We start from the raw sequence: 15270 nt of genomic DNA, 5'->3' as shown, positions 1-15270 counted from the left end.
CCCGTCGGCCGGGCTGCCTCAGCCGAGTGCCCGCAGCGCCGGCACCAGCGTCACCAGGACCGGAAGCACCGGGGCCAGCGAGGCCGCGGCCGTCAGTCGCAGCCGGCGGGCCGCGGTGAGGCGGCCCGGGGCCGTCAGCAGCCGGTGCACCCGCTGCGGGACGTGGGCCTGCGGGCCGGGGGCGGGTCCGAACACGCCTCGGTCCTCGTTCAGCTCCACCAGCGCGAGCGCGGTCGTCAGCCTGCCGAAGCGGCGGGAGGCCGTGTCGTCGGCGGCCAGCTCCACCAGCCGGTGCATCTCGGCACGGAACGCGGCGAACACCGGCACCTGCGGGAAACCGGCGGCCAGCGCGGCCGAGCAGCGCAGCAGCCAGTCGTGCCGAGCCCGGACGTGTCCCTGCTCGTGCGCGAGGACCGCGTCCAGCCGACGCCCCTTCAGGCGGCGCAGCGCGGCCGTCGTGACGACCAGCCGGGGTGTCCCGCCGGGCAGCCACCAGGCTTCCGACCGCTCACCCTCCAGCACCACGAGCCGCCCGGCCGCGGGCTCCTCGCCCGGCAACAGGGGCGCCCGCAGGCTCAGTTCGTGGCGCTGGTGACGCAGTCTGGTGCGCGCCGCGGCGATCTCGCGGACCAGCATCGCCCCGCTCCACAGCCCGGCACCCGCCAGGGCCACCGCGGTCGTCGCCGCCCAGGGACCGGCCGCGTTCAGGGCGTACGCCTCCACGACCGCGCGCGGGGCCGGCGCGAAGACGTGCCCGCGCACCGCCTGCCAGGCGGCTGCGGCGCTCAGCGTCATCGCCAGCGCGCAGCACATCAGCACCGCCGCCACCACGCACTGCCAGACCCACAGCGCGACCACCGGCTCACGGTCCGGCCAGTCCGCTCGCGCGAGCAGCCGCGGAGCGACGACGGCGGTCAGCGCACCGAGCAGCAGCAGCACCGCGGGGACCATCATGGTGAGCACCCTATGAGCGCCGTGCCGCTCAGAGGTACGGCTCGGTCGGCAAGTGACGCAGACCACGGTGCCTCAGCCCGCGGTGTCCCAACCCACAGTGCCTCAGCTTCCGGTGTCCCAGCCCGCGGTCTCCCGCTCCGCAGGGCCGGCGCCTCAGAAGGCCGGCAGCATGGCCAGCATCCCGATCCCCATCGACAGCCGGCAGGCGCGTGCCAGCTCGGGCCGGTCGCCCCACGCCACGGCACGCCCCGCGGCTGCGCTCCCCGCGACCGTGCCGGCGCTGCCCGGCACCCCGGCCGCCGGCAGCAGCCGTACTCCGGAGACGAGGACGTACGCCGCGAAGTAGACCAGCAGGCCGCCAGTGAGCGCGGGCACCCCGGTGCCGCCGTGCCCGTGGCCTGCCGCGGGGGACGCCGCCATCGCGGCCGCCATGTAGACCATGGCCGCGGCGCCGACCAGGTGGTGCAGATGGTGCGAGCCCGTCCGGGCCGCCCACAGGGCCCGCAGTGCGGCCCCGCCGAAGACCGTCGCGTACACCGGCCAGACCCATGCCGGTGGGGTGAACGCGGTGCCCGGCACGGCCATCACGGCCATCCCGAAACCCATCAGTGCCTCGTCGCCCGCGGCCCGGCGCTGGGTCTCGTCGCTGCTCCGCATCCGCAGCAGGCAGTAGGCGCCGGTGGCCGCGCACACGGCGACCAGCAGCCAGCCGGGCGATGCCGGTCCGTGCACGCGTACCTCCCCGCTCGACGGACGGTCCAGGGAGGCGATGCCCGCGGCACGCGGTGCGCACGCGAGCGCAAGGATGTACACGGGGAGCATTCGACGGAGCACAGCGGGTGAGAGAGGTGCCCCGACGGTGTCACGGCATATCGTTTACAAGTAAAACACCTGCTAAATTGATGAGAGTGAGTTCGAGCAGCACGACCCCCCAGCGACCCGGCGACCACCCCCGTCCCGCCCTCCGTCCCCGCCACCGGGGCGGCCCCCGTGTCCGTCTCCCGCTGGCCGGGGTGCTGAGACTCGGACGCCCTTCCGACATCTGGTTCAAGCCCGCGTTCAGCGTCGTCGCCGCCGTCGCCCCGCCCAACCTGATCCTGCTCGCCCTCGGCCGCCTCGACCTGGCGATGTACACCATGGCCGGGTCCCTGTGCGCGCTGTACGCCCACAACCGCCCCTACGCCGCCCGCGCCCGCGTCCTGGCCCTGGTGGTGCTGGGCATGACGGGCGGGCTCGCCGTCGCGCTGCTCGCGGCCGCCCTCACCACCGACGCCGTCGTCCTCGTCACCGTCGGCGCCCTCCTCGCCGCCGCGCAGAAGACACTCTGCGACGCCACCCGGATCGGGCCCCCCGGCAACGTCATCCTCACCTTCATCAGCTCCGCCGCGCTGTTCGCGCCGCAGACCGCCGGCCAGATCCCCGGCCACCTGGGTCTCGCGCTCGTCGCGGGCGCCTGGTCCTGGACCGTCGGCATGGCGCCGGGCCTGCTGCGTCCGCACGGCCCGGAGCGCCGTGCCACCGCGCAGGCACTGAACGCCGCCGCCGCGTACGCCGCCACGCGCGGCACCGGCGAGGGGCACGCCCGTACCCGAGCCACCGCGGCCGCCGCCGTGCACGCCGCGTGGCAGACGCTGCTGTCGGCCCGCGACGGGGACACCGGACGCGCGCTGGAGCGGCTCGTGGTCCGCGCCGAGGTGGCCCTCGCCGCGCCCGCCGACACCGACCCGGTACGACTGCGCGACTGGGCCCGCGCACTGCGCGGCACGGGGGCCGTCCCGCGCCCCGGCGACCTGGTGGACGACGACGAGTTCCTCGGAGTGGACAGCCGGCCGGCCGCACCGCGAACGCCGTTGTGGCGGTGTCTCGGTCCCCTCTCCCCGCTCGCCGTCCGCACCGCCCTCGGCTGCGCCCTGGCCGGCTACGCCTCCCTCGCACTCGGTGTCGGCCGGCCCTACTGGGCCCTGGTCACCGCCGCCTCCCTCTACCAGGCCAACGTCACCCTCACCTGGAGCCGCGGCGTCCAGCGCGTCGTCGGCAACCTCGTCGGCGTCCTCGCCTTCGCCGCGATCGTCCCGCTCGCCCACCTCCACCAGGCCGCCCTGGTCCTCACCTGCCTCGCCCTGAACTTCGGCGCGGAGGCGCTGATCAGCCGCAACTACTGGCTCGGCAGCGTCTGCGTGACCCCGATGGCACTGCTCATCACCGAGTTCGCCCGGTACGAGGACGCGGGCACGCTGATCGCCGAACGGGTCGTGGACACCCTCGTCGGCGCGCTGGTCGGCTTCGTCGCCGCCGTCGCCGTCACCAACCGCCGCTCCGGCGACCGCCTCGAACACGCCCTCGCGGTCGCCGAGCGCGCCCGTGACACCGCCGCCCGCCTCCTCGCCCGGCCGGACCCCGCCCCGGCGGCGCTGGAGTCCGCCCGCCGTGGCCTCGCCGCCGCACTGGTCGATCTGCGCGCCACCGCCGACGCCGCGAGCGGCGAGTGGTGGCAGCGCGCCCTGCCGCAGGAGCGGGTCGTCGCAGCCGAGCAGAACGGACACCGTACGCTCGCCGCGACGGTCCGGCGCCAGGGACTCCACCTGACCGGGCACAACGAGGCGAGACCGGAGGACGTACGGCCATGACGGCGACGCAGGGACAGCCTGTGGACGGGGACGACGCGGGTGGGCCGACCGGCGGGAACGGCGGGACACGGGGCCGGCCGGCCGGCGGGGGCCGTGCCGGTGCGACCCGACGGCGTCCCGCCGGTCCCGCCGGGGCCGGTGCCGCTCGGGGGGAGCCGGCCGGTGAGGGCGCCGACGTGCGGGAGCCGCCGGCCCGGGCAGGCGCGCGGCGGCCCGCCGCCGGTCCGGGGACCGGTGCCCGGCGGCAGCCCGACGTCGGGGACGACGCGGCCCCCCGGCGGTCCGCCGGCCGGGACGGGACGACGCCGGGACCGCACGACGACGCAGCCCGTGACCGGCCGGCCGGGCTCGGCGCCGTCGGGGACCGGGCCGTCGGGGACGGCGCCGCGGAAACCGGATCCGCCGGGCCCGACGTCACGCGGAGCCGCCCCGCCTCCCGAAGAGACCCCGCCCAGCCGGCCGCCGCCCCTCGCGGGGCCGCGGCCCGTGGTGACATCGTCGCCTCCGTGGTGCGGCAGTGGCGGGCCGTGCGGCCCGAGCTGGACACCGGACCCATGGAGATCATCGGGCGGGTCAACCGCTGTGCCGCGCTCCTCCAGCAGGCCGAGGACGCCCCGCTGCGGCGTGCCGGGCTCACCCGCGCGGAGTTCGATCTGCTCGGCGCGCTGCGCCGTACCGACCACGAACTGACCCCCGGCGAACTCGTCCGGGAGACGTTCTCCTCCGGAGCCGCCGTCACCAAACGCGTCAAGCACCTGACCGAACGGGGTCTGGTGGAACGCCGCGGGGACGCCCGGGACCGCCGCGTCGCCCACCTCCGCCTCACCGAGGCCGGCCGCGCGCTGGTCGACGGCATCATGCCCGAGCAACTCGCCTACGAGAGTGCCGTACTGTCCGCCCTTGACACCGACCGGCAGGACGAACTCGCCGGCCTGCTGGGGGAGTTGCTCAGCCGACTGGAGGGTCACATGCAGGCGCTGCGGATCTGATCGAAGCCGAAGCCGAAGCCGACGCCGACGCCGAGGCCCAGGTCGACGTCCAAGCCGACGCCGACGCCCAAGCCGACGTCCAAGCCGACGCCGAGAACACCCCGCTGCGGCGTGCCGGGCTCAGGGCTCGTCGCCGGCCCGGTACACGCCGAACAACGCTCCCCGCGGGTCCCGCAGCACCGCGATCCGCGGGCCGTCCGCCACCGAGGCCGGCGCCATCAGTGCCGTGCCGTCCGCACGTCCGGCCGTCGAGGCCGCGGCGTCCACGTCGGCCACCGCGAAGTACGGCAGCCAGTGCGGCGCCACCTCGGGCGGGAACTTGTCGTCCATCGCGATCATGCCGCCGAAGTCGACGCCGCCGACACCCCACCGCGTGTAGTACTCGGAGGTGGCCACGGTCCATCCGAACACGGTGGTGTAGAACGCCTCCGCCCGTGCGGTGTCGCGGGTCAGCAGCTCCACCCAGCCCAGCGAGCCGGGCGCGTTGAACAGGCCGGCCCCCGGGAAGGCCTGCGCCTGCCACAGCTGGAAGGCGGCCCCGCCGGGGTCGAGGGCGACGACGAAACGGCCCATGTCGAACACGTCCATCGGGCCGACCAGCACCTTGCCCCCGGCCTCCTCGATCATCCGCGCGGTGACGTCGGCGTCCGAGACCCCGAAGGACACGTTCCAGGCCACCGGCTGGCTCTTCTGGTACAGAGGGCTGAGCGCGGCGACGTCGGCCTTCCCGAGGTGCGCGACGGTGTAGCCGCCCGCCTCCTCCCTCGGGTCGGTCTCGCACCGCCAGCCGAACAACTCCGTGTAGAACCGCTGGGCGGCCGCCAGGTCGTCGGTGCCCAGCTCGGCCCAGCAGGGCCCACCGGGCACGGGCACGTCGAGCTTCATGACGTTCCTTCCGGCAGAGGGAGCACCCCCTCAGCACGCTAGACCCGGGTCCGCTCCCCGGCATCCGCTGAGGTCAGATGCCCGGCCGGTACCGCAGCGGATGGTCCGCCGGCACCTCCACCAGCACGATCGGCGTCCCGTCCGGGTCGGCGATCCACATCTCGACCAGACCCCACGGCTCCCTCACCGGCGGCCGGACGATCTCCACCCCCGCGTCCGTCAGCTCCTCGTGGGCCGCCGCCGCGTCGGGGACCTGCATCCACAGCCGTACGGCGGGGTCCGGCGGGGTCTGAGCCCGCCCCGAGACCTCCAGGAACCCGCCGCCGAGGAAGTAGACGGTGCCCCGTTCCGGGCCCGTACCGAACTCGCGGTACACGGCGAGGCCCAGCTGTTCCCCGTAGAAGGCGCGGGAGCGCTCGGGATCGGTGGGGCGGAGCAGGATTCGACTGCCGAGTACATGCACCATGCATCCGGAGCGTAGGCGACGGTTAGGCTCGGCGGTGCCCAGCCGCGCCACAGATCCGGAGAACCCCGCATGGACACCACCGCCACCGATGTCAGCTTCCGTGACGCCGCCGACGCCGACGTGGACGCGCTGGTCGCGCTCGTCGAGTCGGCCTACCGCGGGGACTCCAGCCGGGCCGGCTGGACCACGGAGGCGGACATCCTGCAAGGGCAGCGCACCGACCCCGAAGGCGTCCGGGAGATCATCGAGTCGCCCGACTCCCGGGTGCTCACGGTGGAGCGGGAGGGCCGGATCGTCGCCTGCTGCCAGCTCGAACACCGCGGCGAGTACGCCTACTTCGGCATGTTCGCGGTCAGCCCCACCATCCAGGGCGGCGGTCTCGGCCGGACGGTGCTGGAGGAGGCCGAGCGCCGGGCCCGCGCCGAATGGGGCGTCACCGAGATGCACATGACGGTGATCTCGGTGCGCGACGACCTCATCGCCTGGTACGAGCGGCGCGGCTACCGCCGTACCGGCCGGATGACGCCGTTCCCCTACGGCGACGAGCGCTTCGGCGTCCCGCAGCGCGACGACCTCCAGTTCGAGCTGCTGGTCAAGCCCCTCGGCTGAGCCTCACGCCGTGAAACGGCGGTGTGCCCGACCCCCGGCCGGCCGGTGTTCCCGAACAGCGGTCCGCCGATGTCCCCGCTCCCGCGACGCAGACGCAGGTGTCCCCGTCCCTCACGGCCCGGCCGTCGGTGCCTGAGCTACGGCCGGCCGGTGTCCCCGCTGCCGGGCCGGCCGGAGTCCTTGCCCGCGAGCCGACCGGCGTCGGCGATCTCCGGCCGGTCCGTGGTCACGCCGTCCAGTCCGAAGGCCCGTGCCAGGCGCAGCTGGTCCGGGGTGTTGACCACCCAGCCGATGATCCGCAGGTCGTGCCCGCGGACCTCCTCGACGATCTCCAGGGTGAGCCGCCGCAGCTTCAGGCACACGGTGGCGGCGCCGGCGGCCACCGCGCGTTCCGCGATGCCGGGGCCGTGGAGGGCCTGCCCGCTCGGGTCGGCCCGGACGGGGTGGAGGCTGTCGATGAGCGCGGTGCGCACGCCGGGAACCAGCCGGGCGATCTCGGCGACGGCCTCGTCGTGGAACGAGGACACCTCCACCCGCTCCACCAGGTCCCGCTCCCGCATCACCTCGGCCAGCGCCCGCGCCGCCTGCACATCCTTGATCTCGGCCTGGAGCGGTACCGACACCGCCGCCAGGACCTCCTCGAAGACCGGCACCCGTTCGCCGAGTCCGGCGTCCAGGGCGCGCAGTTCCGCGAGGGTGTGGTCGGCGACCGGCCCGCTGCCGTCCGTGGTGCGGTCGACATCGGCGTCGTGCATGACCACGAGCGCGCCGTCCTTGCTCAGGTGCAGATCCAGCTCGACCGCGTCCAGACCGGCCCGCTCGGCGGCGACGAACGACCTGAGGGTGTTCTCGGGCTCGACGCCCATGACTCCGCGGTGGCCGATGGTGGGGACGTTCACGTCACGACTCGCTTTCCTGGACGGACCGGTGCGGTCGGCGCGCACCCCGGGAACCCCTACCCGGCGGCCCGCGCCGAAAGCCTCCGACCGCCCGATGACGTACAGGAAAAAACGCGGTGACCATGGCGGTGAGCAGGATAATTTCCCGAAGGTCATCTTGCTGGAAGAAACCTCTTATGCGTACGGTGTCCATACGTGAGGTTCTCCGTGGAGGATGGGACATGACGGAAATTCTTGTGCAGGTGGGTTCGGAGGGGCGGGTTCCCCCCGTGGCCAGGGTGGTGGAGCACCCGGCCTGGCCCGTGCTCAAGGATGCCGTGGAGCGGATCAGGCCCTGGCAGGCGAAGGACGGATCGATCGACTTCGCGGCCGAGGGTGCCCCCGGGCGCGCCGACGCCGAGCAGGCCGTGCAGCGTGTGGTCGCCGCGGTCGAGGAGCTGTCGCCGCTGCTCCCGCACGACGCCGACTACCACCGCGCCCTGGTGAAGGACCTGCGCCGGTGGGCCGAAGGCGGCTTCGAGGTGCCGGACTTCCTGGACTCGCTGCTGGCCTTCCAGCCCGCCGCCAACCGTGCGGACGGCCTCCAGCACCTGGTCGTCTTCGCGATGTACACGCAGAACGGCAACCCGGACCGCAACCTCGAGGCGGTCGTGCTGCGCATGGTCTGGCCGGACTGGCTGGCCGAGCTGGAGCGCACCCGTTACGACAACCCGCTGTTCTGCGGCATCACCTTCGAGGACTTCACGGCCGGCTACGACACCAACTCGGCCGTGCTCTTCCCGGAGACCATCGCCGTCCGCGAAGCGCCGGAACGTTTCTCCTGGGGAGGCATCTTCTGCGACCGCGAGGCCGCCCGCTTCCGTCGTGTCACCGACGCCGCGGTCGGCGTCCTGGGCCTGGAACTGCCCGAGGACATCGCCGCCATGGTCCACGACCAGAAGCGCTGCGAGGAGGCCTTCGTCCTGTGGGACATGGTCCACGACCGCACCCACAGCCACGGCGACCTGCCCTTCGACCCCTTCATGATCAAGCAGCGCCAGCCGTTCTGGATGTACGGCCTGGAGGAGCTGCGCTGCGACCTCACCGCCTTCAAGGAGGCCGTGAAGCTGGAGGCCGACGGCGTTCCGCAGGCCCGTGACGTGCAGTACGCGGTCCTCTTCGACCGCATGTTCCGCTTCCCGGTCACCGGCGAGCGGGTGCGCAACTACGACGGCCTCGGCGGCCAGCTCCTCTTCGCCTACCTGCACAAGCACGACGTCGTCCGCTGGACCGACAACAAGCTGCACATCGACTGGCAGCGCGCCCCGCAGGTCACCAACGAGCTGTGCGCCGAGATCGAGAAGCTCTACCGCGACGGCATCGACCGGCCCAAGCTCGTCCACTGGTTCGCCGGTTACGAGCTGGTCTCCACCTACCTCGCCCCGCACCCCGGCTCCAGGTGGGCCAAGGGGCCGGACGCCCTGGACCTGACCCAGCCGCCCCGCAAGCTCGTCGACGACGTGCTTCCGGACGAGTTTCCGCTGAGCATGTTCTATGAGGCGCTGTCCAAGAAGCTGAAGAACGTGATCGCCTCCACCCGGGGCATCACGGCGGACGCCGCCGAGCGGATCGCCGCGTGAGCGACCTGCGTACCGAGAACACTGCTCAGGAGGCGAAGACCATGGGGAACGGGGCTCTCAGCGGTGCGGTGATCGCGGTGGCCGGCGCGGGCGGACCCGCCGGCCGGGCGGCGCTGATCAGGCTCGCCGAGGCGGGCGCGACCGTGGTGGGCGCGGACAACGACCCGGAGCGGCTCGCGGAGGCCGTCGACGCGGCGAGCTACGCGTCCGGCGGCGCGACCGTCATGGGCGAACCGGTCGACCTGCTCGACCTGAAGTCCACCCAGGACTGGGCCGCCCGGATCGAGAAGGACCTCGGCCGGGTGGACGGTCTCGTGCACCTCGTCGGCGGCTGGCGCGGCAGCGAGACCTTCACCAAGACCAGCCTCGACGACTGGGACTTCCTGGAACTGCTGCTGATCCGCACCGTGCAGCACACGTCGCTGGCCTTCCACGAGGCGCTCCAGCGCAGCGACCGCGGCCGGTACGTCCTGATCAGTGCCGCGGGAGCCAGCAAGCCCACCGCGGGCAACGCCGCGTACGCCGCCGGCAAGGCCGCCGCCGAGGCGTGGACGCTGTCGATGGCCGACTACTTCCGCAAGGCGGGGGGGCCCGACGGGCCGACCTCCGCGGCTGCGATCCTGGTGGTGAAGGCGCTGGTGCACGACGCGATGCGCGCCGAGCGGCCCAACGCGAAGTTCGCGGGCTTCACCGATGTCAAGGACCTGGCCGAGGCCATCGCCGGCGTCTGGGAGAAGCCCGCCGCCGAAGTGAACGGACACCGTCTGTGGCTCACCGAGAAGCCGTGAACCCACCCAGGACCGACGCGCGTCGTCATCACGACCCGGAGGTCCGCGGTTTCGCCAGCGACAACTACGCCGGGGCCCACCCGGAGGTGATGGCCGCCCTGGCCCTGGCCAACGGCGGCCATCAGGTCGCCTACGGCGAGGACGACTACACCGAGAACCTCCAGCGGATCGTCCGCAGCCACTTCGGTCCGACGGCGGAGGCGTTCCCGGTCTTCAACGGCACCGGCGCCAACGTCGTCGCGCTCCAGGCCGTCACCGACCGCTGGGGGGCGGTGATCTGTGCCGAGAGCGCTCACATCAACGTGGACGAGGGCGGCGCACCGGAGCGCATGGGCGGCCTGAAGCTGCTCACCGTCGCGACGCCGGACGGCAAGCTCACCCCCGAGCTGATCGACCGGCAGGCGTTCGGCTGGGAGGACGAGCACCGGGCGATGCCGCAGGTCGTCTCGATCACCCAGAGCACGGAGCTGGGCACCCTGTACACGCCCGCCGAGATCCGCGCGATCTGCGAGCACGCCCACGCGCACGGCATGAAGGTGCACCTGGACGGCTCCCGCATCGCCAACGCGGCCGCCTCCCTGGACGTGCCGATGCGCACGTTCACCAACGCGGTCGGCGTCGACATCCTCTCGCTCGGCGGGACGAAGAACGGCGCGCTGTTCGGCGAGGCGGTCGTGGTGCTCAACCAGGACGCCGTCTCCCACATGAAGCACCTGCGCAAGCTGTCCATGCAGCTCGCCTCCAAGATGCGGTTCGTGTCGGTGCAGTTGGAGGCCCTGCTGGCCAAGGACCTCTGGCTGCGCAACGCGCGGCACGCCAACGAGATGGCGCAGCGGCTGGCCGAGGGCGTGCGCGCGGTGGACGGGGTGGAGATCCTTTACCCCGTCCAGGCCAACGGCGTCTTCGCCAGGCTGCCGAACGACGTGAGCGAGCGTCTCCAGAAGCGGTTCCGCTTCTATTTCTGGGACGAGCCGGCCGGCGTGGTGCGCTGGATGTGCTCCTTCGACACGACGGAGGAGGACGTCGACGCGTTCCTGGCGGCGCTCAAGGAGGAGACGGCCCGATAGGGCGAGCTGGGCAGCGATCACACATGACGCATAGGTATGCGGTCACCTGGAAAATAATTGACGTTCGGGTGATCGCGTTCCTATGCTCTCCCGGCATGCAGCTGATCCAGGAGAACCCCGACCTGTCCGCTTACTTGGCCGCCGACGAGGTCATCGACCACCACCACCCCCTGGTGCGGGACACCGCCGCGTGGCTGGCCGAGGATGCGGACGACTCGTATGCCTATGCGCGGCTGGCCTTCGAATTCGTGCGGGACACCATCCCCCACTCCCAGGACTTCGGTGATCTCCGGGTCACCTGGCGCGCCTCCGACGTGCTGGAGCTGCGCACGGGCATCTGCTATGCCAAGGCCCACGCGCTGGCCGCGCTGCTGCGTGCCGAGGACATCCCGACCGCCCTGTGCTACCAGACGTTCGACGTGGTCCACGGACTGGTCGCCGTCCGCTTCAACGGCGCCTGGCACCGCCAGGACCCCCGCGGCAACAGACCCGGAGTGGACGCCCGGTTCTCCCTGGACGGCGAACGGCTGGCCTTCCGTCCCGACACCGCCGCCGGTGAGCGCGACCACCCCGTCCTGTACGCCGCCCCGCCCCCGCCCGTCCTGCGCGCGCTCCAGGCGGCCCCCGACCGTCCCCACCTCTGGAGGACGCTCCCCACCTCGCTGTGACACCTCCGCCGCACACCCGGCAGGTCGCGGTCGCCGACCTCCCCGGCGCGTGTGCCGGGGAGGGGTGGGCGACGGCGTCCGGCGGCCGACGGTCCTCGCCGTCGTCGTCTCCGGCGGGAGGGCGGGAGTCAGCGGGTCTCGGCCGCGCGGACCTGCTCCGGGGTCGGCGCCGTACCGCCCAGATGGGCCGGCATCCACCAGGTGTCGCTCGCGTCCTTGGGGCGGACCGGGTAGGCGCGCTGGGCGGCCTCCAGCAGCTCCTGGACGCGCTCGCGCAGCTGCCGGGTGAGGGCGCCCGCGTACTTGTCGCGGGACGCCTCCAGGGCCTCGCCGACCCGCATGGTGATCGGGGTGTGGCTGCGCTTGAAGTTGCGCGGGTGGCCCTTGGTCCACAGCCGCTGCGTCCCCCACACGGCCATCGGCACCAGGGGCACGCCCGCCTCCTGGGCCAGCCGCGCGGCCCCCGACTTGAAGGACTTGAGCGTGAACGACTCCGAGATGGTGGCCTCGGGGAAGACGCCGACGATCTCGCCGGAGCGCAGCGAGTCCAGGGCGTGCGCGTAGGCCGCCTCCCCCTGCTCGCGGTCCACCGGGATGTGCTTCATACCGCGCATCAGCGGGCCCGAGACCTTGTGGCGGAAGACGGACTCCTTCGCCATGAAGCGGACGAGGCGTTTCTGCGGGAGCGCCGCGAGACCGTTGAAGATGAAGTCGAGGTAGCTGATGTGGTTGCTCACCAGCACGGCTCCGCCCGAGCGCGGGATGTTCTCCGACCCCTTGCAGTCGATCTTGAGATCCCAGACCTTGAACAGCGTCTGGGCGAGTCCGACGACGGGACGGTAGACAAGCTCTGCCATGGGCGGCGCGAACCCTTCCTGATCTCTGCCCGGGAGCGGCTCCCCGGCGGCAAAGTTACGCAGCCGTAGGTTTACGGCATCTCGCAGATCGTGCCCGAAGAACGGCCGGGTAGCCAGTCCTGGTGCCCGTCGGCCGCGAGATTCTCGTCACGTCCGCCCCCCGTGGTCCACCTCGGGCTTTTAGATCTTCTTTACTCCGCCCGTACCGTGACCCGCCGCACGAGCAGGTACATCTCGCAACCCAGGCAGTACCCGAAAGCGGCATTGAGGAACGCCGCCGCGAGCGCCGCCCCCGTCGCGGCCAGTCCGAGCCACTCCGGGCCGAGCGCGAAACCGATCAGACCCAGGCCCGCGAAGACCAGTCCCACGGCCTGCGCGAACCGCGGTGGCTGCGGCGCCTCGAAGGCGGTGGGCGGCCCCAGCTTCGGACGGACCGCCACCCGGAAGGCCCAGCCGTACGGCGAACGCCCGACCCCGCCGGCCGCCCCGAGCGCGAACGCCAGCGTCTGCCAGGCCAGCAGCCAGGGGCTCCGGGTGATCAGTACGACCGCCAGCACGACGGTCGTGACGGCCGCCCCGAACCGCGGCCCTCTCGCATCTATGTCCATGAATCAAGCATTCCGCAACGACGGGGGAGGGGGGAGGCGGGAATCTTTGCAGTCTGATGAATGCTTGTGCGGATGATGACCGGACTCATGGTGTGTGTGGCGGTGCTCGCCGCGGCGAGCGCCTACGGAGTGCTGCACCGGCGGCGGAGCGGGAGGGTGCGCGTGCGCGGGCGCGACGAAGGACAACGGCTCGGGGCGGACCGGCTGGGCGGCGAACTCGGTGAGCGGGCCACGCTCGTGCAGTTCTCCAGCGCCTTCTGCGCCCCCTGCCGGGCGACCCGCCGGATCCTGGGCGAGGTGGCGGACCTGGTCCCCGGGGTGACCCACATCGAGATCGACGCCGAGGCGCATCTCGACCTCGTCCGGGAACTCGCCGTGCTCAAGACCCCGACCGTACTGGTGCTGGACGCCGACGGCCACGTCGTGCGCCGCGCCAGCGGACAGCCCCGCAAGGCCGACGTCATCGCGGCCCTGGGCGAGGCGGTGTGAGTGCGTGCGGCCGGCTGTGAGCCCGCTCCCGGATGCCGGGACGTACTTGACTGCACGCGCCACCTATCGTCAGCCTGACCGTATGCCTGAGGAACTCCTTCTCCACGGACGAGTGCACGTCGACCTCGTCCGCACCGCGAGCGCGCGCTGTCCGGGCCGTTGAGCAGCCACGCATCCGCACCTCACCTCCGGCAGAAGGACCAGGACGACTCCATGACGGCCACGCCCGATCTCCGCACCCCCCGGCTCGCCTCCCCCGACCTGCTGCGCTCCGTCTTCCGCCGCCACGCGGCCGGTGTGGCCGTGATCACGGCGCCGGGCGAGACCGGACCGGTCGGCTTCACCGCCACCTCTCTCACCTCCGTCTCCGCCGAGCCGCCGATGCTGTCCTTCGGTATCGGCACCGGCGCCTCCAGCTGGCCGGCGATCTCGGAAGCCGGCCATGTCGGCGTGCACATACTCGGCGAGCACCAGCGCGAACTGGCCGCCACCTTCGCGCGCAGCGGCGCGGACCGGTTCGGCGCGCCGACGTCCTGGCGCGAGGGCCCCGAGGGCGTTCCCGTCCTCGACGACGTGCTGGCCTGGCTGGTGTGCCGGGTCGTCGCGCGCGTGCCCGCCGGCGATCACCGGATCGTCCTCGCCGAGGTCGTCCTGGGCGATCCCGCCGGCGCGGGCCGCCCGTTGCTCTACCACCAGGGGCGCTTCACGGCTCTGCGGGACTGATCACCTTCGGGCGCTCCCGCGGAGCCGTCCGGTTCCGATTACGCTGCGTTGCGGAGGTCACAGTTCAAAGCGCTTGCTTAGCGGGCAGGAACTGGGTGTACTGGTGAGTAATATTTCGTTCGGGGACGCAGGCCGCCCCGATCGGGATCGGCCGCTTGTGGCGCCTATGCTGCCTGAAAGAAGGCAGCCAGAACTGACGATGCAGTAGGAGAGCCGGCGTGAGCTTGAGGATCGTTGTCACTGTGAAGTACGTGCCCGACGCCACTGGCGACCGGCACTTCGCCGATGACCTGACCGTCGACCGGGACGACGTGGACGGTCTGCTCTCCGAGCTCGACGAGTACGCCGTCGAGCAGGCGCTGCAGATCTCCGAGAACTCCGACGACGACGTCGAGGTCACTGTCCTGACGGTGGGCCCCGAGGACGCCAAGGACGCGCTGCGCAAGGCCCTGTCCATGGGTGCGGACAAGGCGATCCACGTCGAGGACGACGACCTGCACGGCACCGACGCCATCGGCACCTCGCTGGTGCTGGCCAGGGCGATCGAGAAGGCCGGCTACGACCTGGTCGTCTCCGGCATGGCCTCCACCGACGGCACCATGGGCGTCGTCCCGGCCCTGGTGGCCGAGCGCCTGGGCGTGCCGCAGGTCTCCCTGCTGTCCGAGGTCTCGGTCGAGGGCGGCACCGTCAGGGGCCGCCGTGACGGCGACACCGCCTCCGAGCAGCTCGAGGCCTCCCTGCCGGCCGTGGTGTCGGTCACCGATCAGTCCGGCGAGGCCCGGTACCCGTCCTTCAAGGGCATCATGGCCGCCAAGAAGAAGCCGGTTCAGTCCTGGGACCTGTCCGACCTCGACATCGAGGCCGACGAGGTCGGCCTGGAGGGCGCCTGGACCAGGGTCGAGTCCGCGGCCGCGCGTCCGGCCCGCACCGCCGGCACGATCGTCAAGGACGAGGGCGAGGGCGGCAAGCAGCTCGCCGCCTTCCTCGCGGGCCAGAAGTTCATCTAAGGCCCCGCAGTCGCC

At 72.5% G+C, this 15270-nt stretch carries 17 protein-coding genes; 10 read left to right on the top strand and 7 right to left on the bottom strand.

The genetic code is table 11. From position 1 onward, the window contains the following. Positions 1 to 18: 18 nt before the first annotated feature. Together ACIP5W_RS18615 and ACIP5W_RS18610 are read right to left on the bottom strand one after the other, a co-directional pair. Positions 19 to 954, bottom strand: coding sequence for a M56 family metallopeptidase (locus ACIP5W_RS18615; protein WP_401474164.1), 936 nt, complete (start codon positions 952 to 954; stop codon positions 19 to 21). 153 nt (positions 955 to 1107) lie between these two features. After that, positions 1108 to 1686 (bottom strand): DUF5134 domain-containing protein, encoded by a 579-nt coding sequence (locus ACIP5W_RS18610; protein ID WP_401474454.1) that lies wholly within the window; start codon positions 1684 to 1686, stop codon positions 1108 to 1110. A gap of 170 nt (positions 1687 to 1856) precedes the next feature. Between ACIP5W_RS18610 and ACIP5W_RS18605 the strand changes: the two genes are divergently transcribed. Both ACIP5W_RS18605 and ACIP5W_RS18600 read left to right on the top strand, forming a co-directional pair. Next, positions 1857 to 3581 carry an FUSC family protein gene (locus tag ACIP5W_RS18605; protein ID WP_401474161.1) on the top strand — a complete coding sequence of 575 codons (1725 nt, stop codon included), beginning with the start codon at positions 1857 to 1859 and terminating at the stop codon, positions 3579 to 3581. 494 nt (positions 3582 to 4075) lie between these two features. After that, a complete protein-coding gene (locus ACIP5W_RS18600) occupies positions 4076 to 4570 on the top strand; it encodes a MarR family winged helix-turn-helix transcriptional regulator (RefSeq protein ID WP_401474451.1) in 495 nt (164 codons plus the stop codon). 120 nt (positions 4571 to 4690) lie between these two features. On the opposite strand, the gene ACIP5W_RS18595 is transcribed toward ACIP5W_RS18600, so the two are convergent. Together ACIP5W_RS18595 and ACIP5W_RS18590 are read right to left on the bottom strand one after the other, a co-directional pair. Beyond that, complete coding sequence (locus ACIP5W_RS18595; protein ID WP_401474158.1) at positions 4691 to 5455, bottom strand: VOC family protein; 765 nt, start codon at positions 5453 to 5455, stop codon at positions 4691 to 4693. A gap of 73 nt (positions 5456 to 5528) precedes the next feature. Continuing rightward, positions 5529 to 5921, bottom strand: a complete 393-nt coding sequence (locus ACIP5W_RS18590; protein WP_401474155.1) for a VOC family protein — start codon at positions 5919 to 5921, stop codon at positions 5529 to 5531. Positions 5922 to 5990: 69 nt separating this feature from the next. Here ACIP5W_RS18590 and ACIP5W_RS18585 point away from each other — a divergent pair, with 69 nt between their 5' ends. After that, entirely contained in the window at positions 5991 to 6530 is a 540-nt protein-coding gene (locus ACIP5W_RS18585) for a GNAT family N-acetyltransferase (protein ID WP_401474152.1), read from the top strand. A 137-nt stretch (positions 6531 to 6667) separates the two neighbouring features. Here the strand turns inward: ACIP5W_RS18585 and ACIP5W_RS18580 are convergent, their stop codons facing one another. Beyond that, positions 6668 to 7429, bottom strand: a complete 762-nt coding sequence (locus ACIP5W_RS18580) for a glycerophosphodiester phosphodiesterase (RefSeq protein ID WP_401474149.1) — start codon at positions 7427 to 7429, stop codon at positions 6668 to 6670. Between the two features lie 221 nt (positions 7430 to 7650). On the opposite strand from ACIP5W_RS18580, the gene ACIP5W_RS18575 reads away from it, so the two are divergent. From ACIP5W_RS18575 to ACIP5W_RS18560, 4 genes are all read left to right on the top strand, one after another. Next, positions 7651 to 9048, top strand: coding sequence for a DUF6421 family protein (locus tag ACIP5W_RS18575; protein ID WP_401474146.1), 1398 nt, complete (start codon positions 7651 to 7653; stop codon positions 9046 to 9048). A gap of 41 nt (positions 9049 to 9089) precedes the next feature. Further along, complete coding sequence (locus tag ACIP5W_RS18570) at positions 9090 to 9836, top strand: SDR family NAD(P)-dependent oxidoreductase (protein ID WP_401474448.1); 747 nt, start codon at positions 9090 to 9092, stop codon at positions 9834 to 9836. Next, on the top strand, positions 9833 to 10903 hold the full coding sequence (locus ACIP5W_RS18565) for a threonine aldolase family protein (RefSeq protein ID WP_401474143.1): 1071 nt from the start codon (positions 9833 to 9835) through the stop codon (positions 10901 to 10903). Before ACIP5W_RS18570 ends, ACIP5W_RS18565 begins: the two co-directional genes overlap by 4 nt. A 95-nt stretch (positions 10904 to 10998) precedes the next feature. After that, entirely contained in the window at positions 10999 to 11571 is a 573-nt protein-coding gene (locus ACIP5W_RS18560; RefSeq protein ID WP_401474140.1) for a transglutaminase domain-containing protein, read from the top strand. Positions 11572 to 11699: 128 nt separating this feature from the next. Here ACIP5W_RS18560 and ACIP5W_RS18555 read toward each other — a convergent pair whose 3' ends face one another. Both ACIP5W_RS18555 and ACIP5W_RS18550 read right to left on the bottom strand, forming a co-directional pair. Then, the gene (locus tag ACIP5W_RS18555) at positions 11700 to 12428 is read right to left on the bottom strand and encodes a lysophospholipid acyltransferase family protein (protein WP_392242929.1); all 729 of its coding nucleotides are present in this window, start codon (positions 12426 to 12428) and stop codon (positions 11700 to 11702) included. A 191-nt stretch (positions 12429 to 12619) separates the two neighbouring features. After that, positions 12620 to 13036 carry a DUF4395 domain-containing protein gene (locus ACIP5W_RS18550; RefSeq protein ID WP_401474137.1) on the bottom strand — a complete coding sequence of 139 codons (417 nt, stop codon included), beginning with the start codon at positions 13034 to 13036 and terminating at the stop codon, positions 12620 to 12622. 75 nt (positions 13037 to 13111) lie between these two features. On the opposite strand from ACIP5W_RS18550, the gene ACIP5W_RS18545 reads away from it, so the two are divergent. The 3 genes from ACIP5W_RS18545 (at position 13112) to ACIP5W_RS18535 (ending at position 15255) form a co-directional block, all read left to right on the top strand. Further along, positions 13112 to 13525 (top strand): thioredoxin family protein, encoded by a 414-nt coding sequence (locus ACIP5W_RS18545; protein ID WP_366058457.1) that lies wholly within the window; start codon positions 13112 to 13114, stop codon positions 13523 to 13525. A gap of 213 nt (positions 13526 to 13738) precedes the next feature. After that, positions 13739 to 14248 (top strand): flavin reductase family protein, encoded by a 510-nt coding sequence (locus tag ACIP5W_RS18540; protein ID WP_401474134.1) that lies wholly within the window; start codon positions 13739 to 13741, stop codon positions 14246 to 14248. 218 nt (positions 14249 to 14466) lie between these two features. Then, positions 14467 to 15255, top strand: coding sequence for an electron transfer flavoprotein subunit beta/FixA family protein (locus ACIP5W_RS18535; RefSeq protein ID WP_401474131.1), 789 nt, complete (start codon positions 14467 to 14469; stop codon positions 15253 to 15255). The last annotated feature ends 15 nt before the right edge of the window (positions 15256 to 15270 follow it).

The organism is Streptomyces sp. NPDC088766 (assembly GCF_044750845.1).
Classification (GTDB): Bacteria; Actinomycetota; Actinomycetes; order Streptomycetales; family Streptomycetaceae; genus Streptomyces.
This window is presented reverse-complemented; position numbering and strand designations above follow the sequence as displayed.